Source organism: Candidatus Nanopelagicales bacterium, from assembly GCA_030700225.1.
Taxonomy (GTDB): Bacteria; Actinomycetota; Actinomycetes; order S36-B12.
In genome coordinates this window covers 1-23,757 of the sequence record JAUYJT010000027.1, presented here as the reverse complement: position 1 = coordinate 23,757, position 23,757 = coordinate 1, and the positions used below count along the sequence as shown (strand labels likewise).

The following is a 23,757-nucleotide window of genomic DNA, read 5'->3' as shown; positions in this document are numbered from 1 at the left end:
CGGCTCTCGTGGCCACTCAACCGGAGACGGCGTCGCGCATGCCGCGCAGCTCTCGCTTCAGCTCTTGGACTTCGTCTCGGTAGCGGGCAGCGACTTCGAAGTGCAGATCCGCCGCGGCGACGTGCATCTCATCGCTTAACTGTGCGATCAGGTCCTCCAGTTCATCTTCCTGGAGCGACAGTCCTCTGGCCCTGGAGCGTCCGGGGCCTCCAGCCGAGACGCTGGCACGCTCGCCTCGCGGTGACACACCTAGCGCGGCCGTGTCAGCGTCCTCGCGCGAGAGCAGATCGGTGATGTCGGCGATCTTCTTGCGCAGTGGCGTGGGGTCTATGCCGTGCGCGGCGTTGTGAGCGACCTGCTTGGCTCGCCGTCTGTTGGTTTCGTCGACTGCCATGCGCATCGAATCGGTCACCTTGTCCGCGTACATGTGGACTTCGCCTGACACGTTGCGGGCCGCTCTGCCGATCGTCTGGATGAGGCTTCGGCCGCTTCGCAGGAACCCCTCCTTGTCGGCGTCCAGGATCGAGACGAGCGAAACCTCGGGCAGGTCGAGGCCTTCGCGCAGCAGGTTGATCCCCACGAGCACGTCGTATTCACCCATTCGCAGTTCACGCAGCAACTCGACCCGGCGGATCGTGTCAACCTCAGAGTGCAGGTACCGCACCCGGATCTTGTGGTCGAGCAGGTAGTTCGTCAGATCCTCGGACATTCTCTTGGTAAGGGTCGTGACAAGGACTCGTTCGTGACGCTCCTGGCGCAGCCGAATCTCATGGATGAGGTCATCGATCTGACCCTTCGTCGGCTTGAGGATCAGCTCGGGGTCCAGCAAGCCGGTGGGCCTAATGACCTGCTCGACCACGTCGCCCTTGACGCGGGCCAACTCATACGGACCGGGCGTCGCCGACATGTAGACCGTCTGACCAATCCTCTCGGCGAATTCCTCCCAGCGCAGCGGGCGGTTGTCCATCGCGCTCGGCAGCCTGAACCCGTGATCCACCAGCGTTCGTTTCCGACTCCTGTCCCCCTCATACATCGCGCCGATCTGCGGGACCGTCACATGCGACTCGTCGATCACGAGCAGGAAGTCGTCCGGGAAGTAGTCGAGAAGACAATTCGGTGGCGTTCCCGGGGCGCGACCGTCTATGTGGCGCGAGTAGTTCTCGATTCCCGCGCACGATCCGATCTGGCGCATCATCTCGATGTCGTAGTCGGTGCGCATCCTCAGGCGTTGGGACTCCAGCAGCTTGTCCTGCCGCTCAAGCTCCGCTAGCCGTTCGCCCAGCTCTGCCTCGATGTCACGGATGGCTCGCCCCATCCGCTCGGGTCCGGCGACGTAGTGGCTCGCCGGGAATACATACAGTTCCTGATCCTCGGTCAGGATCTCGCCCGTGAGCGGGTGGAGTGTCATCAGGCGTTCTATATCGTCGCCGAACATCTCCACGCGAACCGGATGTTCCTCATAGACGGGGAAGATCTCCACCGTGTCGCCACGGACACGGAATGTCCCTCGCTGAAAGGCGACGTCATTGCGCACGTACTGGATCTCCACCAGGCGGTGCAACAGCTCGGTGCGGTTCCAGCTGTCACCTACTCGCAGCGGCACCATCCTGTCCACGTACTCCTGCGGCGTTCCGAGGCCGTAGATGGCCGAAACGGTGGCAACCACTACGACGTCACGACGCGTCAGCAGCGAGTTCGTGGCCGAATGCCGCAACCGCTCGACTTCGTCGTTGATCGAGGAGTCCTTCTCGATGTATGTGTCCGATTGCGGGATGTAAGCCTCGGGCTGGTAGTAGTCGTAGTAGGACACGAAGTACTCAACCGCGTTGTCCGGCAGCAGCTCGCGGAACTCGTTCGCCAATTGCGCCGCGAGAGTCTTGTTGGGCGCCATCACCAGTGTCGGCCGCTGCAGTCGCTCCACTAGCCAAGCCGCGGTCGCCGACTTGCCAGTGCCCGTCGCACCGAGCAACACGATGTCGCGGTCACCTCGCTCGATTCGCCGGACGAGGTCCTCGATCGCCGCTGGCTGGTCGCCCGCCGGTTCGAAGTCGGAAACGACGCGGAAGGGAGCGACACGGCGCTTCAGTTCCGTGACGGGGCGGGTCATGCGTACAACGCTAAGGCTCACTGTCCACCTCGGCCAATCCGCGGCGTCGCGCCGCACCCCGGGGCTCTAACGTAGCCACGTGCACGTAGCGACAGCGCGAGAGCTGCAGGCCGACGCGGTCCGCGCGGCGGCGGGTTTGTGGGCCATGGGCGCCCGCCCCGGCGACAGGGTCGCCATCACAACACCCGAGCATCCGTCCGCCGGAGGCGCACCCATGGCCTTGTCGGATGTCGCACGCTCCCAGGCCAGGGTGCTGTCGATAGTTCTGGGATCGCTACGCGCCGGAATCGTTCCCGTGATGATCAACCCGCTGCTGAAGCCAGGTGAGCGCGACCTGATGCTCAGCGACGCACAGCCTATCCGGCACGTCCGCGAACGGGCCGACGTCGACCGACTGCTCGACGACCCCGCCCCGGCCCCCGACCTCAGCGACTTCCCGCAGGGCCGGCCAATGCACTACACGTCGGGCACAACTGGCACACCCAAGGGGGTTTGGACAGGGGATCTGCCCGAGGCTCAGGCCCGCGAGCTGTGGCTAGACGAGCAGTCCCTGTGGCAGTTCACGGACCAAGACGTCTCCTTGGTGCACGGGCCTCTGTGTCACTCTGGACCGCTGAGATTCGCGATCGCTGTAGTCCTCGCGGGCGGCTCCATCGCATTCCCTGGCCGTTTCGACGCTCGGAGGACCGCACGCGCACTCGTGGAGCTGAAGCCGACGACTGCCTTCGTGGTGCCGAGTCACATTCAGCGGGTCCTCGCGCTGCCCGGCGGGCCCCCCGCGTCGCCGTACCGGATGCTCGTGCACGCGGGAGCGCCGTGCCCGCAAAAGCTGAAGACACGGATGCACCATTGGGCGGGCGCTGAGCGCGTTTGGGAGTTCTATGGGGCGACCGAGGGGCAGTTCTCGGTCTGCCAGGGGCTTGAGTGGGAGGCGCACCCCGGGACCGTTGGCAGGGCGCGCACCGGGCGCCACTTGATCATCAGCGATGACGTTGTTTGGTGCGCTGCCCCCTCGTTCGCCCGGTTCAGCTACTGGCGCGATCCCGAATCCACCGCGAAGGCCTGGCGTGAGACTGGCTTCGGGCCAGCTTTCACCGTCGGGGATCTGGGGCGTCTCGACAGCGACGGGTACCTGTTCCTGGACGGGAGGAGGGAGGATCTGATCATCAGCGGGGGCGTGAACGTCTACCCGGCGGAAGTTGAGGCTGTCCTGGGGGCCTGCCCTGGAGTTCGCGAGGTGGCGGTGTTCGGGGTCGCCGACGAGGACTGGGGGATGCGCGTCTGCGTGACGTACACGGGCGCGGCTGACCAGGCTGTTGTCGCGCAGTGGGCCCGTGACCGCCTGGCCAGCTACAAGATCCCGAAGGAAACCCATAAGTTGTCCAGCCTGCCGTACACAGCGTCAGGCAAGATCAAGCGCCTGGAGCTCGCGAACCGGTTCAGTTGATCTCGGCTCCGCTGATCCGCGCCCAGACCTCGTCCACGCACTCCCGCAGGCGATCCAAACCCGAGTCGTTGCGGATCACGATGTCCGCCACGACTCGAGTCTCGCGTTCGGAATCCCGCGCCGCGATGCGAGCCAACGCGTCGTCCCTGGCCATGCCCCTGAATTCCACTAGCCGTTCAAGCCGTGCATCCCTGGGCGCTTCGACAACGATCACGAAGTCCCACTCACCATCAGGGTCGGTCTCGGCCAGCAGCGGTGTGTCGTACAACGCGACCTGGCTGACAGGTACCTCAGCCAGTCGCCTCTCGGCCTCAACGGCGATGCGCGGATGCATGATCTGGTTCAGGGCCAACAATCGAACCGGGTCATTGAACACGACGGCCGCCAAACTTGCTCGGTCCAGTGTCCCGTCAGGCCTGATCACGTCGCCGCCGAATTGCTCAACGATCTCCGCCAGGGCGGGCCTGCCCGGCTCGACAAGTTCCCGAGCCAGCTGATCGGCGTCTACGACGACCGCCCCACGGTCAGCCAGCCAACGCGCAACCGTGCTCTTGCCTGAACCGATCTCGCCCGTGAGCGCGACTCTGGTCATGCCGACCGCAACTCAGTCGGTAGCGAGTTTGTCCCGCAAGGCCTGAAGCGCCTCGTCCTCCGCGAGAGTCCCCTCTGACTGGCGGCCAGCGTCCGACGAGTACTCCGAAGGTGTCTCACCCGACTCCAGCAGTACGGTCTGCTGAGCTGCGGCAGCATCGCCGATCTGCTTGCGGTGAGCCTCCCATCGGGCGTGTGCCTCGGCGTATTCCTGCTCCCAGAGGGCTCGCTGGCCCTCGAATCCGGCCTTCCACTCCCCGGTCTGCGGGTCGAATCCGTCCGGTCCGATGTACTTGCCATCTTCGTCGAACGCGGGGGCCATCCCGTACAGGTATGGATCGAACTCCTCCACGACCGAAGCGCCGTTGGTGCTCTCGTTCGCCTGCTTGAGCGAAAGGGAGATCCGTCGCCGCTCGAGGTCTATGTCGATGACCTTGACGAAGATCTCGTCACCAACTCCGACAACCTGGTCCGGCAGCTCGACGTGATGGCCAGCGAGCTCAGAAACGTGCACAAGGCCCTCGATGCCTTCTTCGACGCGCACGAAAGCGCCGAACGGAACGAGTTTGGTGACCTTGCCGAGAACGACTTGGCCCATCTGGTGAGTGCGGGCGAAGTGTTGCCAGGGGTCTTCGAGCGTGGACTTCAGCGAGAGCGAAACTCGTTCACGGTCCATGTCAACGTCGAGTACCTCGACTGTCACTTCCTGGCCCACTTCTACGACCTCTGACGGGTGCTCGATGTGCTTCCAGGACAGCTCGGACACGTGCACAAGGCCGTCTACGCCACCCAGGTCCACAAACGCGCCGAAGCTTACGATGCTGGACACCGTGCCGGTCCGGATCTGGCCCTTCTGAAGCTCGTTCAGGAAGCCTGTGCGCACAGCGGACTGTGTTTCTTCCAGCCAGGCCCTGCGGGACAGCACGACGTTGTTCCGGTTCTTGTCCAACTCGATTATCTTGGCTTCGATCGTCTGGCCGACATACGGCTGCAGGTCACGCACGCGACGCATCTCCACCAGAGACGCCGGCAGGAACCCCCTCAGTCCGATGTCGAGGATCAAGCCGCCCTTGACGACTTCGATCACCGCACCTTCGACGACACCGTCCGCTGCCTTGATCTGCTCGATCGTTCCCCAGGCCCGCTCGTACTGCGCGCGCTTCTTGGAAAGGATCAGGCGACCTTCCTTATCCTCCTTGGTCAGCACCAGGGCTTCGATAGCGTCATTGACGCTTACGACCTGATCGGGATCGACATCGTGTTTGATCGACAGTTCCTTGCTGGGAATGATGCCTTCGGTCTTGTAGCCGATATCGACAAGGACTTCGTCCCGGTCGACCTGGACCACGATGCCGGTGACGATGTCGCCATCGTCGAAAGGTTTGATTGTCTGCTCGACTGCCGCGAGGAAGTCCTCGGCGGTTCCGATGTCGTTGACTGCGACTTGCGGAGCCGCGGGTTTGCCGACGGTGTCGGTAGTGGACGTCATGAAGTTGGTTCGTTCCATTGTCGCTAGTAGCTTCGCGCAGTGAACTCTTGTTCTTGGTCTCCGGATCCGGGGGAATCCCCCCGTCGCCGACTCTTGCCCAGAACAACGCGGTCTGCTCGGTCCGAGACCGCGCGCAGCCCACAACGCAAGTGCCAGACTACGGACCGCCTGAGACGGGGGTCAAACGGCGGTCCAACTATGTGTCAAGGGACACTGCGCTGAGCTGTCGGCACTACCCCAGTCGCGGGCCACGCACCGACGTCCGCGTTGACGGCCAGCTCCGCCCCAGGCAGGGCCTTTTCGATCGCATCCCGCTGCGGATATCGGCCGTTGCGCGCCCAGTCGTTGAGCAGAATCATCGTTCCCAAGACCGTGCGCCGCTTGAAAACGCAATGCCCCGCCCCCTCATCGGCCGGATTCACGCTGGACTGGCCGTCCGGAGGGACCACGAACAGGTTGACCAGCCTCGCGCGCGATTCAGCGGAGTGGGAGGCTGCGCGATCCGCGTATGACGTCGCGTGCTGAGCTATGTAGACAGGATCGGCCGCGTTGTGCAGCGCGATCAATGGAACGGCCACGTCGCCGGAGGGGCCGCCCAACTCCGCCGCGGACGCCTCAGCGTCAGGCTCTGACTCGATACGTTGCCCGGCGTTGAGCTTGTCGTACAGCGCGGCGACCGACCCGGACCGTAGCTCGTCGATCACGGACTGCTCCGCCGCCGATATTCGTGACAGGTAGTCGGTCCCGGAGTTGCTGGAGGGGTTTCCCCCGACTTGTCGCTCCAAGTCGTAACGCAACACCGTCGACATCGCGATCAGGTTCTCAATGCCTTCGCCGTAGGCCGCCGCCTGGCTTGATCTGTCCTCCCCAGATTCTGTCACCGATTCAGCGGGGAGCCCGGACAGCGACCCGATGAACAGCACTTTCGCTACCCCGCTTGGAGTGAGGGGAGCGCGGCGGACTCTGACTATCGCGGCATCGCGAACAGCCGCGGCTTCCTCAACCGACGAGTACCCGGTGAGCTTCATGCGCGGATACATGAGTTGCTTCACCGCGAAGGCCACGTCCAAAGCCAGGTTGAACGTCGGGCGCGCGCCGGCCGTGGGAGCGCACAAAGCGGCGCCCCCGGAGACCCAGTCTGGGTGGAGCTCAGCGAGCCGAACGCTCGCGAGTCCCCCCTCCGACATCCCCCAAACGTAGACGCGGTTCGGAACAGCGATGTTCTCAGAGAAATACTCGTACAGCTCCTCACCTGACTTGATTTGAGCGGGAACTCGCCAAGCCCCTTCGCCGGGAGCCGCGCCCGCGATCGCGTAGCCAGCCCCGAGCAGCACATCCGCGATGGACTTGTCGCCCCTACTCCACAGCGGCGCCGGGGCTGGGCCTAGAGCGCGGCCCGCTGGAAGGAAGCCAGCCGATGCGGCTGCGGAGTCACTGTCGGCGCTCGCGCCATGCGAGTAGATGGCCAGTGAGCCGTTCCACGTCTGGGGCATCATGATTTCGAAGGCCGACCCGCTTGGCAGCTCCCCGGAGCACTCCACCTGTGTGCAAGGCGTGAAACCGACGTCCGGATTGGGGTCTGTGACCCGGTTGACGGCGCATCCCGAGGCAGCCAGAAGCGAAGCGACAACCACTGTCGCACTCACCGCCACGCGTGCCATGCAGGAAGATTGCCACACCGCAACTGAATCGAGCGCCGCAGCGCGAAGTCGTTGCCAAATGGTGACCGTCCCGCCCCGCACCGTACCGCCACGCATCGGCCGGTCAGTGAGCTGCCTTGTCCCAATCCACGCCGAGTCCGATGTGGACGGAGATTGGCACTGAGAGCTCGACCGCGTGCTCCATACGGTTCTTGACGAGGCCGAGCACGACGTCGCACTCACCGGGCGCCACTTCGACAACGAGTTCGTCGTGGACCTGCAGAAGCAGCCTGCTGCCAAGTCCAGCGTCTCGCAGCTCACGGTGGATGTCGATCATGGCCACTTTGATTATGTCGGCGGCGGAGCCTTGCATGGGCGCGTTCAACGCCATGCGCTCGGCCATCTCACGACGCATTCGGTTGTCACTGGTCAGGTCCGGCAAGTACCGCCGCCGCCCCAAGATCGTTTCGGTGAAGCCGGTTTGGCGCGCTTCTTCCACGACGCCATGCAGGTAATCCCTGACCGCGCCGAACCGCTCGAAGTACGTGTCCATGAGGCTCTTGGCTTCCTCTGGCGAAGTGCCAAGCTGCGTGGCGAGACCGTACGCGGACAGCCCATAGGCCAGCCCGTACGACATCGCCTTGATCCGGCGGCGCATCTCGGGGTCAACCTGGTCGGCGGGACAGCCGAAAACCTGCGAGGCGACGCTCGTGTGCAAGTCCTCTCCGGCGCGAAACGCGTCAATGAGGCCTTGGTCCCCGGAAACGTGCGCCATTATCCGCATCTCGATCTGTGCGTAGTCCGCTGTCAACAAGGTCTCGTACCCATCGCCGACGACGAACGCGGCTCGGATCCGCCGTCCCTCGGGGGTGCGGACGGGGATGTTCTGCAGGTTGGGGTCGGCGCTCGTCAGGCGCCCGGTCGCGGCCACGGTTTGGTTGAACGTGGTGTGAATGCGATGGGCGGCATCAGCCAGCGGGATCAGCCCGGCGACTGTCTGCCGCATCCGGCTAACATCCCGCCAGATCAACAACTCCTGGAGCAGCGGGTCCTCGGTCTTGGCGAACAGGGACTGCAACGCGTCCGCGTCGGTTGTGTACCCGGTCTTGATCCGCTTCGTCTTCGGCAGGCCGCGTTCACCGAACAGGATCTCCTGAAGCTGCTTTGGGCTTCCCAGGTTGAAGGGCCGCCCGGCCAGATCGTGTGCCTGCTCCTCGGTCTGTCTCATCCGGTCCGCGAACTCCCGCTCCAGTTGGACGAGCCGCTTGACGTCCACCGCGATACCCGTGGCCTCCATGTCGACCAGGACTCCTTGCAGCGGCATCTCAAGCTCGGCCAGCAATCGGCTGCCCCCACGCTCCTGAAGCATCCGCGTCAGCTCAATCGCCAAGTCACCGGTGGCCTTGGCGAGCGAGCCCATCCTCGAGGCGTCGCGTTCCCCGCCGGCGTCAAGGAGCATCTGGCCGCCGACTTCTTCGCTGGTGGCCAGGTCGCGTTGAAGGAAGCGAGCCGCGAGGTCGACGAGGCCGAAGGAACGTTGTCCGGGAAGCACGAGATAGGCCGCGAGTGCCGTGTCGACGACCAGGCCAGACATGGCCCATCCCCGGGCGCGCAGAGCGAGCAGCGGACCCTTCGCATCGTGGACGGCCTTGCGGACGCTCCCATCAGCGAGCCACGTCTTGAGGGCCTCCTGATCATCGGCGGTCAGGAAGGATAGATCGCACCATCCGGCCGATGGGCCAGCGGCAGCGGCAGGGCCCGCGGCAGCGGCAGCGGCAGGGCCCGCAGCGGCGGCGGCAGGGCCCGCGGCAGCGGCGATGGCCAGGGCGTCAAGGTCGCCAGTGCCGCGACCCCACTGTCCAGACCAAGCCAGACCGTAAAGATCCGCTTCAGCGTTGACCCTGAGCCACTCCGCGACGTGGCCTGGCGCGATCACCTCGGTGTCAACCGTCTGGGAGTCTTCCGGCCGGGCGACATCTGCCTCAAGGGTCGCGAACAGGCGGTCGCGCAGCACGCGGAACTGGAGAGCGTCGAAGACCTCGTGGATGCGCCCCCGGTCCAGAGGCGCTCGGATCAGATCGTCCGGCGACTCATCCAGCGGAAGGTCGTCCACGAGTTGATTCAAGCGCCGGTTCAGCAGTACCTGCTGGGCGTGCTCCCGCAGGGCCTCGCCCTTCTTGCCTGGCAGTTCATCGGCGTGTTCCAGGATTCCGGCCAAGGAACCGAACTGGCCTAACCACTTGGCAGCGTATCCAGGCCCGACCCCCGGGACGCCGGGGAGATTGTCTGACGTTTCCCCGACGATCGCAGCCAGGTCGCAGTACGTCTGTGGGGACACCGAGTACTTCTCGCGAACCGCAGCCGGTGTCATCCTGGCCAGGTCTGAGACGCCGCGCCGAGGGTACAAGACAGTGACGTGGTCTGACACCAGCTGCAAGACGTCGCGATCTCCGGACAGGATCAGAACATCCATGCCCTGACTCGCGGCCGTGCGGGCCAGCGTCGCGAGCACGTCATCGGCCTCGAAGCCCTCGCGCTCGATCGACTTGATCCCCATCGCAGCGAGGACTTCCCTGATGAAGTCCACTTGCCCGGCGAACTCCTGTGGCGATTCCGCCCTGTTCGCCTTGTACTCCGCGTACTCGCTACTGCGGAATGTGCGCCGCGAAACGTCGAAAGCCACCGCCACATGAGTGGGTTGCTCATCCCTCAGCGTGCTGATCAGCATGGATGTGAATCCGTACACCGCGTTGGTTGGCTGGCCGGTGCTTGTGCCGAACTTGTCTGTCGGCAACGCGTAGAAGGCGCGGTAAGCCAACGAGTGGCCGTCCACGAGCAGCAGTCGCGGCCTAGGTTTCATCCCCCTGAGCCTATGCGGACGCTCCGACAGCGCACGGGTGCCGGTAACCTCCCTGACGTGACGGAATCCCTCCCTGCGCCTCTCCCCCTCCCCGCCGCAGCGCGGCGGGCGGGGGGACCCCCAGACGCTGAAGACTCCTTCCCCCCTATCCCCCAGATTCAGCCCGGCGATAGCTGGCCTGTTGATGTCGTCGAGCGCCTGAATCAGCACCACGGCGAGCTGGCGGAACGCATGGGTATCCGCATAACGGAGGCCCGGCCCGATGGGATCCGGGCGACGATGCCCGTTGTGGGGAACCGGCAGCCGATGGGGCTTCTTCACGGCGGCGCGAGCGCTGTGCTGGCTGAATCAATCGGATCGATGCTGGCGGCGCTTCTTGCCCCCGAGGGCCGCTTCCCCGTCGGCATCGAACTGTCGTGCGCGCATCACCGATCGGCCACTTCCGGCACCGTGACCGCTGTGGCCAAACCGCTGGTGATCGGCCGCACTCTGGCGACCCTGATGATCTCCCTGACAGACGAGAACGACCGGCCGGTTTGCACGGCCCGGCTGACCTGCCTGTATCGAACTCCGCCGGGCTAGCCATCTCCTGCCCACCCCTTGCGTTAGCGGCCGTTCCCGACAAACGCGAATGTTTGGGTACAGACGCGCCCGTTAGAACAGGCGTTTCTTTCGGAAACTGTCGCGTCTTGCGTTAGCGGCCGTTTCCGTCGATGGCTGGGGTGGATCGGGCAGTTCGGACGCTGTGGGAGGTTACCGCGGTGCGGATGTCGTGACCGTAGCGCGCACCGACCCGCCCATATTCGGCTTGCTTGTGGACGAACAGGTGCTAGTCCACAGGGCGAGAACATGGCTCGCCGGGATGACCTATCGGACCTAGCTTCGAAGGGTGACAAACGACCGCGAAGAGCTTCGCCTTCAGCCACTACCACGCCGACGCCGACTGCCCGACTGGTCGTCGGTGCGCGGTGTCGTGGCGATGTCCGTAGTTGCCATGGGTCTGGCGGCTTGGTGGTGGAGCCAAGGCCGGGCAGAACCCAACCTCACGATGACGGCGCAGTCAGTCGAATCGGCTTCTCTGGCGTCAGGGCAACCGTCGACGACGGAGCCGCCGCCGGGACCGGAACTGCTGGTCACGTCGCCAGCTACTCCCGCCTCCACAGCGCAAGAGAGTGCCACGCCGACCGGGGCAGCCTCGGCGACTCCTGGCAGTCAGACGGGTGGCGTCGTCGTGGTCGACGTGCGGGGGGCGGTGCGGCGGCCAGGACTTCAACGTCTTCCGGATGGCTCCAGGGTCGCTGACGCGATCGAGGCGGCGGGTGGTCTGCGGCCCGGAAGGCACTTCGGACCGGTCAACCTTGCGCAGATCCTCACAGACGGGCAGCAGGTCATCGTCGGCCGCGGCTGGACGCCCGCGACGAGCCCGGCGTCGGCCCCATCCACGGCGGCGAGTCCAAGCGCCGTGATCGACATCAACCGTGCCACTGCGACTGAACTAGAAGACCTTCCTGGCGTCGGGCCTGTGCTGGCGGCCCGCATCGTCGAGTGGCGGACCGCGAACGGGCCGTTCCGGAGCGTGGATGACTTGCTTGAGGTGTCAGGGATAGGGGACGCCACGCTGGCGTCGATGAGGTCGAAACTGTCTGTCGGGTGACCACAGACCAGGCGGGAGTCGGCAACGAAGTTGTCGGTGAGCGTAGGCCAGGGTTCAACGCGACTTTGCCGACGCTGGCCGTCGCGGTTTGGCTCAGCAGCGCTTCCACCTACCTGTGGGGCTGGGTTGGCGCGCTAGCCGCGGGGCTCGTCGTTGGAGGACTCAGCGGAGCCATCCTTGGAAGGTGGCGCGCTCTACGACCCGCGGTGGCCATGGCGGGGGTGGCAGTCGTGGCGGGAGTCGCGGTTGGTGGAGGCGCGGTGTCCAGCCTGGAACAACCTGTGATCGCCGAAGCCGCTGCGAGTCACGCCGATGTGCTCGCGACCTTGACGACGGCCAGCGAGACTCGGAATGTGGCACCGGCCGGGGCCTGGCAAGAGGCCGGCGTGTCGCTTCGAGGCAGGTTGACAGCCGTGCGTGCCAGCAGGGGACAGGAGTGGTCGCTGGATGCCCCGGTGCGGATACTGGCACCGGCGGACTCCGAATGGGTCGGCTTGCCCATTGGAACTGTCGTCGAGGTTCGCGGAAAACTTCTGCCCCGGCGGGTCGGCGACGACTCCGCGGCGACCCTTCGCGTCTCACGTTCGCCTCAGATACTGAGCCCGGTGTCCGGGCCTGCCGAATGGCTGCACCGGGTGAGGCAAGGCCTGCGGGATGCCCTCGCGGAACAACCCGCCGCACCGGCGAGCCTCGTAGCCGGCCTGGCCCTGGGCGATGAGTCACAGCAGAGCCCTGATTTCGGCGACGCGATGCGCGACTCCGGACTGTCGCACCTAACAGCTGTGTCCGGCGGAAACACGGCGCTGGTCCTGCTCGTGGGGATAGGGGCGGCGCGTCTGGCGCGCATTCCCCCGGGCGGTCAGTTCGCTGCCGGGGGCATCGTTCTCGCGGGGTACGTGGCATTGGTCGGGCCGCAGCCAAGCGTGCTCAGGGCGGCGGGCATGGGCTGCGTGGCGCTGATCGGCCTGTGGCGTGGCGGGGCGCTAGCTGGGTTACCCGCGATGGGGACCGCCGTGACACTACTGCTGCTGATAAGCCCGGGACTGAGCGTGTCACTGGGGTTCTCGTTGTCGGTGGCGGCGACGATCGGCCTACTCGTGATCTCCCCAGTCATGCGGCGAAACGCCCAGCGAATCCCGGGCGCCGCCAGGGTCCCAAGTCTGGCGATTGACGCGCTGTGTTTGACCATCGGCGCACAGATCGCGACAGCACCCATCCTGCTGGCGATGAATGGAGGCGTGAGTGTCCTGGCGGTTCCGGCGAACGTGCTAGCGGCGCCCGTCGTGGCGCCCATTACCCTCCTCGGGCTCGGGGCGGCCGTCATCAGCTTGGCCTCGCCGGAGCTGGCATCCGGACTGGGTGCGCTGGCGATTCCATTCTCAGGATGGATCGCGAACATCGCCGAACGGACCCAAGAACTGTCCAAGAGCGGCCCTGGCCCGGCATTGGTGGTGACTGTGCTGCTAGCGGCGGCTGCTATGGCGGCCTGGTCGCGTGGTCCCCGGCTGCGCGCCACATGCCACTGGACAGCCTCGGTGTTCAGCCCGCGCCGCTGTGGGTCAGGAGAGTCGTCCGACCCGCGTTGGGCTGTCATAGGACTGCTCGCGTGTGCGGCCGCACTAGTGCCAGCCGCCGTGGCGTGCGGTCCGCTTTCCAGATCCTCACGGGCCTGGCCTCCTGACGACTGGCGGGTCATTGTCTGCGACGTGGGGCAGGGATCGGCCGCGCTTCTGCGCACATCCGACGATGGCGCTGTCCTTGTGGACGCCGGACCCGAAGACGGCGGCGTGGCCCAGTGTTTGTCGGATGCACTCGTGAAACAGCTATCAGGCGTCGTGCTGTCTCACTTCCATGCCGATCACGTCGGCGGGCTGGAAGAGGTGCTGGAGGGTTGGGACACGGGGCAGATCCTGGTCAGCCCGCTGCGGGAGCCTGAGGAGAACGCGTCCTTCGTCGAGACAGTTGCGAAGCGGGAGGGCGTCCCAGTCCGAGTCGCGCGAGCCGGGGACGAGATCCACAGCGGCGCGGTTGACGCGCGGGTCCTGTGGCCGGACGGTCGGGATCCCGGAGCCAGTTCAGACCCCAACAACTCCAGCGTCGTGCTGCTGGTTCGATGGCCAGGTGTGGAACCCGGTTCGGCTCTGCTCACCGGTGACATCGAGAGTGGGGCTCAGGGCTCAATCATCCGAGCGGGCGCCGTGCCCGGAGGTATCGACCTAGTAGTGATCCCGCACCACGGCTCGGCGAACCAACACCCCCGGTTCGCGAGCTGGACAGACGCGGGCATGGCCGCTGTGAGCTCTGGGGCCGACAACGACTACGGGCACCCAGCCGACAGCGCCCTGGCGCTGTACCGAAGGTCCGGCTCACAGATAGCGCGCACTGACGTCGCCGGAGCATGGGCCTACACCTGGCGGTCGGGTCAAGTGGAAGCAGCCCCACAGGGGTGACTACGGCCCGACGATCTCGCGTGTCGGACGCGGATGGCACGATCAGATCGTGAACGTCCAAGCCGTACCTAGGGTCGCGATCGTGACTGGACCCGAGCCAGCTGTCGTGGAAGGCGAATTGGCCGCAGCGGTCGCGGCCCGCCGGAAAGCGTTCCCCGATCTCGGGCTTGTCACGATTGACTTCAGCTCGCCGACCGACGACCCGGCTGGCTTGTCCGCGCTGGAAAGGCTGCGCCAGGCGCTCGAGCCAAGCCTATTCGGGGACTCGCCCATCATCGTGGCCCTCGCTACGGAGTCAGCTGACGCGGATGCCATCGAGGTGCTCAAGTCCGTTGTCGCCGACGGTGCCGGTCCGGTGCTGGTGGTCGGGCACGGCGGGGGGGCGAAAGGCCGTGGTGTGATCAACGCTGGCGCGAAGGCGGGCGCCCAGATCATCAAGTGCGCCAAACCGACTGAGTCAGATGCGAGAGGCGTGATGCGTCGGGCGGCTGCCCAGGCAGGAGGAACCCTGGACCCCGAGGCTGAGCAGTGGCTAGTTGAGGCCATCGGCATCAATTCCCTGGGACTGCTGCTGGCGGCGGTGCGTCAGGCGGTGGCCGACAGCTCCGACGGCCACGTCACGCCAGAGACTGTCCAGGCGAGATTCCCAGCGCAGGCGAAGATCAGCTCGTTCAAAGTCGCCGACCACGTGTGGGCAGGCAGGTCAGCTGAAGCCATCCGGCTGCTGCGGGGGATGGAGCGGCGAGGCGGCCAGAAGGGCGTGGGCGTTTCGGTTGTCGCGGCCTTGGCTCATGGCCTACGAGTGATGGCGTTGGCCAGCCAGACCGGTTCCGCCGTGGCAGCCCGAGTAGGAGTACAGCCTTGGCAACTGGATCGAGCCAGGGAGAACATCCGGCGTTTCGGGTGGACGCCGCGGCGCATCGCGCGGTTCGCTGTTGTACTGCCGGGACTTGATGCGGACATGAAGGGTGGCCTGGAAGGGGGTCAGGCGCTGGACGATGAGCAGAAGCTGGCTGTCCTTGAACAGTTGATTGTGCGAATGACCGCCTGAATCCTCGCCCGCGGAGCTGCCGGATGGAGATCGCGGCCTGACTGTCAGCCTAGGTTCGAAGCCCGCGAGAACATCGCGGATTTGTGGCTGGCCGCGCGGTTCTTGTGGATCACGCCTTTGCTCGCGGCCTTGTCCATCTGACGTCCCGCGGACTTCGCCGCGTCCAGAGCCTTCGCCGAGTCGCCGCTGGCCAAGGCTTCACGGAAGCGGAGCACCGATGTCTTGAGCGCGGACCTGATCGACTTGTTCCGCTGGCGCGCCTTCTCGTTAGTCAGGTTTCGCTTGATCTGCGACTTGATGTTCGCCACTTAATAGTCCCTTTTCGATGATGAGTCCGATACTTGCACCGGGGCGACAGGCGCCCTTCGCGCCCGATCCACGGTTCAACGCCACATAGGATACCTGGGCGGGACCTCGCAGCACCAACTCCCAACCCGCCGCTAGCGATGTGCGCGCCTAACTCCGGAGCAGGAAGCCAAGTGATCGAACTGCCGCCAGGCCTTACGGATCAAGCTGCTATCCGGAATTTCTGTGTCATCGCCCACATCGACCACGGCAAGTCGACCCTGGCGGACAGGATTCTTCAGCTCACTGATTCGGTCCCCGACAGGGACATGCGGTCTCAGTACCTGGACCGGATGGACATCGAGCGCGAGCGCGGGATCACGATCAAGAGCCAGGCGGTCCGTTTGCCATACGGTGACCAGGACGGAACGCCGTACGTTCTGAACCTGATTGACACGCCCGGCCACGTGGACTTCAGCTACGAGGTCTCGCGCAGCCTCGCGGCCTGCGAGGGCGCTGTGTTGTTGGTGGACGCGGCTCAGGGGATTGAGGCGCAGACCTTGGCGAACCTGTACTTGGCTCTCGCGGACGACATGGCGATCATCCCGGTGCTGAACAAGATTGACTTGGCGGCCGCGCAACCTGACAAGTACGCCGCTGAGCTCGCCCACATCATCGGGTGCGAACCAGCCGAGGTCCTGCGGGTCTCCGCCAAGACGGGGGAGGGCGTGGCCGAGCTGCTGAACGAGGTCATCCGCAAGATTCCGCCCCCCAGTGGGCGACGCGACGCGCCAGCCAGGGCACTGATCTTCGACTCCGTATACGACACCTACCGTGGGGTTGTCACCTACGTGCGGATGGTTGACGGCGAGCTGCGCAACCGCGAGCGGCTCACGATGATGTCCACGGGGGGCACTCACGAGGCGCTGGAAGTTGGGGTCATGTCGCCCGAGCCCTCACCGTGTACGTCGCTGGGCGCGGGCGAAGTCGGATATCTGATCACCGGCGTCAAGGACGTGAGGCAGAGCCGTGTCGGGGACACCGTGACATCAGCCGCCAGGCCCGCTCAGGAGGCCCTTGGCGGATACCGGGACCCCAAGCCCATGGTCTACTCAGGACTGTTTCCGATGGACGGGTCCGACTATCCCGAACTGCGAGACGCCCTGGACAAGCTCAAGCTCAATGACGCCGCGCTTGTGTTCGAACCGGAAACCTCCGACGCTCTCGGATTCGGCTTCCGGTGCGGATTCCTTGGCTTGCTTCACATGGAGATAGTCGGCGAGCGGCTGAGGCGCGAGTCGGGGCTTGACCTGATTACGACTGCCCCGAGTGTGGTCTACACGGTGGCGATGGACGATGGCACTAGCAGCGTCGTGACGAACCCAAGCCAGTTCCCGGGAGGGAAGGTCGCGTCCGTGAGCGAACCAATCGTCAAGGCAACGATTATCGCTCCGTCTGAGTTCGTCGGGACCGTCATGGAACTGTGCCAGAGCCGCCGGGGCGCGATGCTTGGAATGGACTACCTATCGCAGGACCGGGTTGGGCTGAGGTATTCCCTGCCCTTGGCGGAGATCGTGTTCGACTTCTTCGACGCGCTGAAGTCGCGAACTCGCGGGTACGCGTCGCTGGACTACGAAGCCTCAGGTGAGCAGGTGGCCGACCTTGTGAAGGTTGACATCCTGCTCAACGGAGAGCCCGTGGACGCTTTCAGTTCCATCGTTCACCGCGAGAACGCGTACCCGTACGGCGTTTCGATTGTGGGCAAGCTGCGGAAGCTGATTCCCCGGCAGCAGTTCGAGGTTCCGATCCAGGCCGCGATCGGCTCGAAGGTCATCGCCCGTGAGAACATCCGCGCGATCCGCAAGGACGTGCTGGCGAAGTGCTACGGCGGCGACATCACCCGCAAGCGCAAGCTCTTGGAGAGACAGAAGGAAGGCAAGAAGCGGATGAAGATGGTGGGCCGAGTGGAAGTGCCCCAGGAGGCGTTCATAGCCGCGCTGTCCACAGGGACTGAAAGCTAGTCGCTGCGCGTTTCGCGGGTTGTCGATAGTCCGCTGAGGCAGGGACCGCGCGGGCATCGGCTCGTGTGAACGGCTATTGTGCGCAGAACAGCCACGATGCACCGTCGCAGTGCCACAAGGAGGCAAGTGGGATGACCGAAGTCCTTTCAGCCGGCCGTACTAGCGGATCCCTCAACACCCAGTACCAAACTCCGGCGTCGTCCTTCGGGCGGCTGATCCTTGACCGAACGGCTGCCAGCGGACCCAGGGAGGCGTTCCGCGCACCAACTGCTGACGGCGGTTGGCGTTCGTACACGTGGAACCAGATCACTGAGGAGTCCAGTGAGGCCGCGGCGGGACTGGTGGCGCTCGACGTAGAGCTGGAGGACCGCGTCGCCATCGCGAGCGGCACGCGCCTTGAGTGGATCCTGGCGGACTTCGCGATCATGCTCGCTGGGGCGGCCACAACGACCGTGTACCCCAGCACCGGGCCCGAGGACGTCGCGTACATCCTGGGTGACTCCGACACTGTCGTCTTGATCGCGGAGGACCAGTCCCAGGTGGACAAGGTCATCGAGCAGAAGATCAACCTGCCCGGTGTGCGGCAGGTGGTCCTGATCGATGGCGATGGCGACGGAGACTTCGTCCTTTCGTGGGATCAGCTCAGGCAGAAGGGCCGGGCGCTACTGGCGGAGAAGCCGGGCTTGATCGAGGAACGGGTCAGTGCGACCGGGCCTGACAACCTGGCGACACTTATCTACACGTCGGGCACGACAGGCAAACCCAAGGGCGTTGAGCTCACTCACGGGAACTGGACCTACGAGGGAGCGGCGATCGCCTCGATCGGGATCCTGCGTGAGGACGACGTCCAGTTCCTCTGGCTTCCTTTGGCCCACTCGTTCGGCAAGGTGCTCCTAGCGGGGCAGTTGCAGGCTGGATTCATGACGGTGGTCGACGGTCGGATCCCGAAGATTGTCGAGAACCTGCCGGTGATCAAGCCGACGTTCATGGCGGCTGTCCCGAGGATCTTCGAGAAGGTTTACGCCGGTGTCGCCAAGCAGGCCACATCCGAGAGCAAGGCGAAGGCCGCGATCTTCGAGTGGGCCTGCCGGGTCGGCAAGCGAGCGTTTGAGCAGAAGTTGGAGGGCAAGCCGGTCAGTGGTCTGCTCGCCGTGCAGTACGGGCTGGCGGACAGGCTCGTCTTCTCCAAGATCAAGGAGCGCATGGGTGGGAACATCCGGTACTTCGTTTCTGGCTCCGCAGCGTTGAGTAAGGACATTAACGCATGGTTCGGCGCGGCCGGGATGACGATCCTGGAGGGCTACGGGCTGACCGAGACTTCGGCGGGGACGTCGATCGTGCGCCCCGAACACCTAATGCCTGGCACGATCGGTGAGCCGATGCCGGGTACGGAGATGAAGATCGCTGAGGACGGGGAGATCCTGATCCGCGGGCCGGGCGTGATGCGCGGGTACCGTAACCGTCCGCAGGACAACAAAGAAGCCTTCGTCTACGAGGGCGGCTGGTTCTCTACAGGTGACATCGGCGTGATCGATGACCTCGGCCGCGTGAAGATGACTGACCGCAAGAAGGACCTCGTAAAGACCTCAGGCGGCAAGTACATCGCGCCAGGGGCGATCGAAGCCCAGTTCAAGGCGCTTTGCCCTCTGGCCGGGGCGATGGTTGTCATCGCGAATGAGCGCAAGTTCGCCAGTGCTCTTGTGGCCTTGGACCCTGACGCCGCCAAGGCATGGGGACAGAGTCACGGCCTAGACGGCTCGGATCCAGCGGCCATCGCTGACAACGCTGACTTGCGCGCCGAGATCCAAGCTGCTCTCGATGCGTTGAACGCGAACCTGAACCGCTGGGAAACCATCAAGAAGTTCGTCGTGCTGCCGCGTGAGCTTACGGTGGAAAGCGGTGAACTCACGCCGAGTCTGAAGGTCAAGCGCAAGGTCGTTGAGCAGACGTTCTCCGACCTCGTTGAGGGCATGTACGCGGGCTGAGCTAGCTGCGCATTCGCTCTCACTGATCGGGACATGGAACTGCCGGTTGGAGACAATGCGGGTGTGAGAGTTCGCGCGCCCCTCGGCGTGTATGTACATGTTCCCTACTGCGCCCGGCGCTGTGACTACTGCGACTTCAACACCTACGTTCTGGGTGAAGAGCAGGGGGAGACAAGGGATGGCTGGGTGGACGCCGCCATGGCGGAGATTTCCGCTAGCGCCCAGCTGATCGGGGGCTCGGGCACAGTGCGGACGGTCTTCTTCGGCGGCGGCACTCCGACACTGCTCGGTGGGACAGAGATTGGTGCTGTCGTCAGTCGCGTCGTCGATGAGTTGGGGCTCGACGTCAACGCCGAGATCACGGTGGAGGCCAACCCGGAGACCGTAGATCCGGTCATGCTCGACGAGTTGCTCGCTAGCGGCGTCAACCGGCTGTCCGTGGGTGTGCAGAGCACTGACAGTGGGGTTCTGGAAACGCTGGGGCGCCGCCACTCGCCAGATCGTGCGCTGTCCGCGGTCCGGTTGGCGGAGGCGGCCGGATTCGATCGGGTCAGCGTGGATCTGATTTACGGAACGCCGGGGGAGTCATTGCCGTCATGGCGGGAGACGGTCTCCGCGGTGATCGGAACTGGCGTTGGCCACGTGTCTGCCTACGCGTTGAAGGTCGAGGATGGCACTCGGCTGTTCAGGCGTATAGCTGGCAATGAGGTACCCAGCCCAGACGAAGATCAGGCCGCGGCCGCGTACGAGGAGGCCGATTCCCTCCTGAGTGAGGCGGGCCTGGGCTGGTACGAGATCTCGAATTGGTGTCGCCCGAGGCAGGAGTGTGAGCACAACCTGGGCTACTGGCGCGGGCGCGACTGGCTGGGCATAGGTCCCGGTGCGCACAGCCACGTTCGGGGTGAGCGTTGGTGGAACGAGAGTAATCCTGGCAAGTGGATGCGCTGTGTTGCCGATGGCCAGCTCCCGAGGGTCGGCAGTGAGTTGCTTTCGGCCGAGCAGCGCTTGACCGAGCAGGTGATGCTGTCGATCCGGCTGCGGGAGGGGCTAGCGATGGAGGGGCTGCCTGCGGCGGTTCGGCCGGTTGCCGGTGACTTGGCCAGTCAGGGCCTGCTTGACCCGGACGAGCTGGGCTTGGGCCGCTGCGTGTTGACGCTGGCGGGGCGCCGTCTTGGCGACCGCGTCACGCTGGAGTTGCTCGCCGCCGCCGGGGCCGGGTCGGCCGCCGCCGCCGCCGCCGAATCGGGGTCGGGGTGATCTTGTAGCGCTTCCGGCCACTTCAGATACGCGAAGCGGCCACATTTGGCCGTTTTCGCAACAAGATCACTCCGGGGGCGCCGCCGCAGGATCAGCGGCGTCTTAGGCGAGCTGGGCCGGGTGAATGTCGGTGAGGCTGAAGTCGGAGCCCTTGAAGAGCAGGGGTTCGCGGGTGACCTTGGCAAGTGCGTAGGAGAAGCAATCGCCGAAGTTCAAGCCAGCGGCGTGGCGGCCCTTGCCGAAGTCCCGGTATGCCTGGCGCGCGATTCGCCCTTGCTCGGGCGTCACCGGTTCGACTACTACATCCAGCTCGGAGAAGAGGTCGTCAGCACGCCTGGCGACAAGGGGGTCGTCGCGTGAGTCAACGACGATCCCGATCTCGACCCATGTGACGGCGGAGACGCGGATCCGGTCAGCTGTGCGCAGTGCTTCCAGCAGCCGATCGGCGTCGGGCTCACGATTACCGATGGCGATGACCACGGATGTGTCGATGATCATCCGGGTAGTCCTGCGGCGTTGTAAAGGGCATCGGTGCTCAGTGGCTCCTTGCCGACCAGGGATTCCTGCAGGTCATGGGCGGCTTGATCGATCCGATCACGCTGGCTGATGCGCCGGAGCCGCTCAAGGCGTTCTCTGGCTGCCTTCGTCAGGGCCTCGGTCTTCGTTTCGCCGGTCAGGGCCGCCAGCTCCCGGATGAGTTGTTCGGCCACAGCGTTCTTGATAGTGACGCCCATGCGCTGCTCCCTGGAGGTGTAATGCTGTATCCAGCATACACCACGCCACCATTGTGAGGGACTTGCGTAAAGGGTCGGTCCCTGCGGAATCAGGTGTAGGCCATGGGATGGATTCGGCCGAATGTCCGGAAGATGCCCCTAAGCGCGTAGAGTTGGCACTCACAGGGACTGAGTGCCAGCAGCGGTTGACGCCGAATGCCACGAGTGGGCCACCGGCGGCGGATCGCAGGCAGACTGCCGCCAGCGTGACGCGGCCGAGGAGGTGACCATGGCTGACGAGCGGCGATTCGAGGTTCTGCGAGCGATCGTCGAGGATTTCGTGGCCACGCGTGAGCCGGTCGGGTCCAAGGCGTTGGTTGAGCGGCACAACCTGGGAGTATCGTCCGCGACCGTCCGCAACGACATGGCCGCACTTGAGGACGAGGGTTACATCGTCCAGCCTCATACCAGCGCGGGGCGCGTGCCGACGGACATGGGCTACAGGACCTTCGTGGACCGGCTGGCAACGATTCGGCCGATGTCCGCAGCCGAGCGCCGGGGGATCCGGACGTTCATGGATGGTGCCGTTGACCTGGATGACGTCGTGGAGCGGACCGTGAGGTTGCTCGTGCAGTTCACCAAACAGGTGGCGATGGTGCAGTACCCGTCCCTGCGCCGCTCAAGAGTGCGCCACGTGGAATTCGTGGCTTTGGACCCGCAGCGACTGCTCGTAGTTCTCATCGCCGACACAGGGCGGGTGGAGCAGCGAATCGTGGAGTCGCCGACGTCGCTGACCGAAGCGGTCCTGGGAGAGCTGCGCGCGCGCATCAACGTCGCGGTCGCGGACAGGCCGTTCGCGGATGTCTCGGAGTTGGTCTCCGACCTGCCAGAGTCGTTCCACGAAGAGGAACAAGCCGTCGTATCGCGCGTTCTGGACACCCTGCAAGAGGCAACGGTCGAGGAGTCCGAAGAGCGGGTCGTGATAGGCGGCGCGGCGAACTTGGCGCGCTACGGCCGGGAATTCCCGCTGACGCTCGCTCCGGTGCTGGACGCGCTAGAGGAACACGTGGTGCTGCTGCGGTTGCTGGGCGATGCCACGGCTGCTGAGGAAGTGGACGTGCGGATCGGGCATGAGAACGACATCGCCGGCATGGACGCTGCCTCGGTCGTCACTGTTGGCTATGGGCCGAACCGGAAGGCGGTGGCTCATCTGGGCGTCGTCGGGCCGACGAGGATGGACTACCCGGGAACAATGGGAACAGTTCGCGCGGTGGCGAAGTACCTGGGCCGGATACTGGCGGACCAGCGATGACAGTGCCGGGCGGCGGCGCGGTCGGTCCCGACCGGGAGATCCTGCGTGGCCAATGACTACTACGGCGACCTGGGAGTATCCAGCAACGCCGATCAAGCGGAGATCAAGCGCGCCTACCGCAAGCTCGCACGCGAGCTGCACCCGGACGTCAACCCTGACGCCGAGACCCAGGAGCACTTCAAGAGGATCGCGGCCGCCTATGAGGTTCTAAGCGACCCACAAAAGCGTGCCATGTACGACCGAGGCGTCGATCCGCGAGCGCCCGGAGGCGGTCAGGCACCCGGATTTGGCTTTGGTGACCTGATGGACGCGTTCTTTGGCCAGTCCGCTTCCCGGGGTCCGCGCCCGAGGCGTGGCCGGGGCAAGGACGCTCTTATTCAGGTTGAGGTTTCACTTGAGGAAGTGGTCTTCGGTACAGAGCGGGAACTGACAATCGACTCGGCGACAGTGTGCGAATCGTGCGGCGGCGAAGGGACGGCACCGGACACGCAGGTTGTCCCATGCACGGCTTGCCATGGCCGCGGAGAGGTCCAGTCCGTTCAGCGGTCGTTCCTGGGTCAGGTGATGACGACCCACGCGTGTCCTCAGTGCCGGGGCTTCGGATCGGTCATCCCGCATCCCTGCTCGGCGTGTGGCGGAGCGGGGCGCGTCAGAGCGAGGCGCACGATCGGCGTTCGCATCCCGCCGGGGGTCGAGTCGGGTACGCGGATCCACTTGGCTGACCAGGGCGAAGCCGGTCCCGGGGGTGGGCCGCGCGGCGACCTATACGTCGAAATCGTCGAGAAGCCGCACCCGGTCTTCACTCGTCAGGCCGATGACTTGCACTGCCTGGTGTCTGTTCCGATGACTGTCGCCGCGCTCGGGGCGCAGGTCCCGCTGACGACTCTGGACGGCA

General features: G+C 65.0%; 18 protein-coding genes. 10 read left to right on the top strand and 8 right to left on the bottom strand.

Going from position 1 to position 23,757, the window contains the following annotated elements:
* Window positions 1–16: 16 nt before the first annotated feature.
* Window positions 17–2,107: an excinuclease ABC subunit UvrB gene (uvrB, locus tag Q8P38_03495; protein ID MDP4013677.1), complete on the bottom strand. Its 2,091-nt coding sequence runs from the start codon at window positions 2,105–2,107 to the stop codon at window positions 17–19.
* 79 nt (window positions 2,108–2,186) lie between these two features.
* Here uvrB and Q8P38_03490 point away from each other — a divergent pair, with 79 nt between their 5' ends.
* A complete protein-coding gene (locus Q8P38_03490; protein ID MDP4013676.1) occupies window positions 2,187–3,554 on the top strand; it encodes an AMP-binding protein in 1,368 nt (455 codons plus the stop codon).
* On the opposite strand, the gene coaE is transcribed toward Q8P38_03490, so the two are convergent.
* The 4 genes from coaE to polA all read right to left on the bottom strand — a co-directional run bounded on the left by coaE (window position 3,547) and on the right by polA (window position 10,134).
* Window positions 3,547–4,146, bottom strand: a complete 600-nt coding sequence (coaE, locus tag Q8P38_03485; protein MDP4013675.1) for a dephospho-CoA kinase — start codon at window positions 4,144–4,146, stop codon at window positions 3,547–3,549. The genes Q8P38_03490 and coaE overlap by 8 nt on opposite strands.
* Window positions 4,147–4,158: 12 nt before the next feature.
* Entirely contained in the window at window positions 4,159–5,634 is a 1,476-nt protein-coding gene (gene rpsA, locus Q8P38_03480; GenBank protein ID MDP4013674.1) for a 30S ribosomal protein S1, read from the bottom strand.
* Window positions 5,635–5,837: 203 nt separating this feature from the next.
* Window positions 5,838–7,295, bottom strand: coding sequence for a hypothetical protein (locus tag Q8P38_03475; protein MDP4013673.1), 1,458 nt, complete (start codon window positions 7,293–7,295; stop codon window positions 5,838–5,840).
* Window positions 7,296–7,398: 103 nt separating this feature from the next.
* On the bottom strand, window positions 7,399–10,134 hold the full coding sequence (gene polA, locus Q8P38_03470; GenBank protein ID MDP4013672.1) for a DNA polymerase I: 2,736 nt from the start codon (window positions 10,132–10,134) through the stop codon (window positions 7,399–7,401).
* 57 nt (window positions 10,135–10,191) lie between these two features.
* Here polA and Q8P38_03465 point away from each other — a divergent pair, with 57 nt between their 5' ends.
* The 4 genes from Q8P38_03465 to Q8P38_03450 all read left to right on the top strand — a co-directional run bounded on the left by Q8P38_03465 (window position 10,192) and on the right by Q8P38_03450 (window position 15,289).
* Window positions 10,192–10,716, top strand: coding sequence for a hotdog fold thioesterase (locus Q8P38_03465; protein MDP4013671.1), 525 nt, complete (start codon window positions 10,192–10,194; stop codon window positions 10,714–10,716).
* 307 nt (window positions 10,717–11,023) lie between these two features.
* Window positions 11,024–11,788, top strand: coding sequence for a ComEA family DNA-binding protein (locus tag Q8P38_03460; protein MDP4013670.1), 765 nt, complete (start codon window positions 11,024–11,026; stop codon window positions 11,786–11,788).
* Window positions 11,785–14,238, top strand: a complete 2,454-nt coding sequence (locus Q8P38_03455; GenBank protein MDP4013669.1) for a ComEC/Rec2 family competence protein — start codon at window positions 11,785–11,787, stop codon at window positions 14,236–14,238. Before Q8P38_03460 ends, Q8P38_03455 begins: the two co-directional genes overlap by 4 nt.
* A gap of 49 nt (window positions 14,239–14,287) precedes the next feature.
* Window positions 14,288–15,289 carry a hypothetical protein gene (locus Q8P38_03450; protein ID MDP4013668.1) on the top strand — a complete coding sequence of 334 codons (1,002 nt, stop codon included), beginning with the start codon at window positions 14,288–14,290 and terminating at the stop codon, window positions 15,287–15,289.
* A gap of 44 nt (window positions 15,290–15,333) precedes the next feature.
* On the opposite strand, the gene rpsT is transcribed toward Q8P38_03450, so the two are convergent.
* Entirely contained in the window at window positions 15,334–15,597 is a 264-nt protein-coding gene (gene rpsT / locus Q8P38_03445) for a 30S ribosomal protein S20 (GenBank protein MDP4013667.1), read from the bottom strand.
* 171 nt (window positions 15,598–15,768) lie between these two features.
* On the opposite strand from rpsT, the gene lepA reads away from it, so the two are divergent.
* The 3 genes from lepA (at window position 15,769) to hemW (ending at window position 20,837) form a co-directional block, all read left to right on the top strand.
* Window positions 15,769–17,595, top strand: a complete 1,827-nt coding sequence (gene lepA, locus Q8P38_03440; GenBank protein MDP4013666.1) for a translation elongation factor 4 — start codon at window positions 15,769–15,771, stop codon at window positions 17,593–17,595.
* Between the two features lie 131 nt (window positions 17,596–17,726).
* On the top strand, window positions 17,727–19,580 hold the full coding sequence (locus tag Q8P38_03435) for a long-chain fatty acid--CoA ligase (protein MDP4013665.1): 1,854 nt from the start codon (window positions 17,727–17,729) through the stop codon (window positions 19,578–19,580).
* 63 nt (window positions 19,581–19,643) lie between these two features.
* A complete protein-coding gene (gene hemW, locus Q8P38_03430) occupies window positions 19,644–20,837 on the top strand; it encodes a radical SAM family heme chaperone HemW (protein ID MDP4013664.1) in 1,194 nt (397 codons plus the stop codon).
* A gap of 102 nt (window positions 20,838–20,939) precedes the next feature.
* Here hemW and Q8P38_03425 read toward each other — a convergent pair whose 3' ends face one another.
* Both Q8P38_03425 and Q8P38_03420 read right to left on the bottom strand, forming a co-directional pair.
* Window positions 20,940–21,335: a type II toxin-antitoxin system VapC family toxin gene (locus tag Q8P38_03425; protein MDP4013663.1), complete on the bottom strand. Its 396-nt coding sequence runs from the start codon at window positions 21,333–21,335 to the stop codon at window positions 20,940–20,942.
* Window positions 21,332–21,571 (bottom strand): type II toxin-antitoxin system VapB family antitoxin, encoded by a 240-nt coding sequence (locus Q8P38_03420; GenBank protein MDP4013662.1) that lies wholly within the window; start codon window positions 21,569–21,571, stop codon window positions 21,332–21,334. The genes Q8P38_03425 and Q8P38_03420 overlap by 4 nt, the downstream gene beginning before the upstream one ends.
* Before the next feature lie 172 nt (window positions 21,572–21,743).
* On the opposite strand from Q8P38_03420, the gene hrcA reads away from it, so the two are divergent.
* Window positions 21,744–22,862, top strand: coding sequence for a heat-inducible transcriptional repressor HrcA (gene hrcA / locus Q8P38_03415; GenBank protein MDP4013661.1), 1,119 nt, complete (start codon window positions 21,744–21,746; stop codon window positions 22,860–22,862).
* 45 nt (window positions 22,863–22,907) lie between these two features.
* A partial coding sequence (locus Q8P38_03410; GenBank protein ID MDP4013660.1) for a DnaJ C-terminal domain-containing protein occupies window positions 22,908–23,757 on the top strand: 850 nt, incomplete at its 3' end.

Coding starts and splice junctions, on each gene's coding strand:
- rpsA (MDP4013674.1), bottom strand. CDS start 5,634: ATGACGTCCACTACCGACACCGTCGGCAAACCCGCGGCTCCGCAAGTC.
- uvrB (MDP4013677.1), bottom strand. CDS start 2,107: ATGACCCGCCCCGTCACGGAACTGAAGCGCCGTGTCGCTCCCTTCCGC.
- Q8P38_03420 (MDP4013662.1), bottom strand. CDS start 21,571: ATGGGCGTCACTATCAAGAACGCTGTGGCCGAACAACTCATCCGGGAG.
- Q8P38_03475 (MDP4013673.1), bottom strand. CDS start 7,295: ATGGCACGCGTGGCGGTGAGTGCGACAGTGGTTGTCGCTTCGCTTCTG.
- coaE (MDP4013675.1), bottom strand. CDS start 4,146: ATGACCAGAGTCGCGCTCACGGGCGAGATCGGTTCAGGCAAGAGCACG.
- polA (MDP4013672.1), bottom strand. CDS start 10,134: ATGAAACCTAGGCCGCGACTGCTGCTCGTGGACGGCCACTCGTTGGCT.
- Q8P38_03435 (MDP4013665.1), top strand. CDS start 17,727: ATGACCGAAGTCCTTTCAGCCGGCCGTACTAGCGGATCCCTCAACACC.
- Q8P38_03425 (MDP4013663.1), bottom strand. CDS start 21,335: ATGATCATCGACACATCCGTGGTCATCGCCATCGGTAATCGTGAGCCC.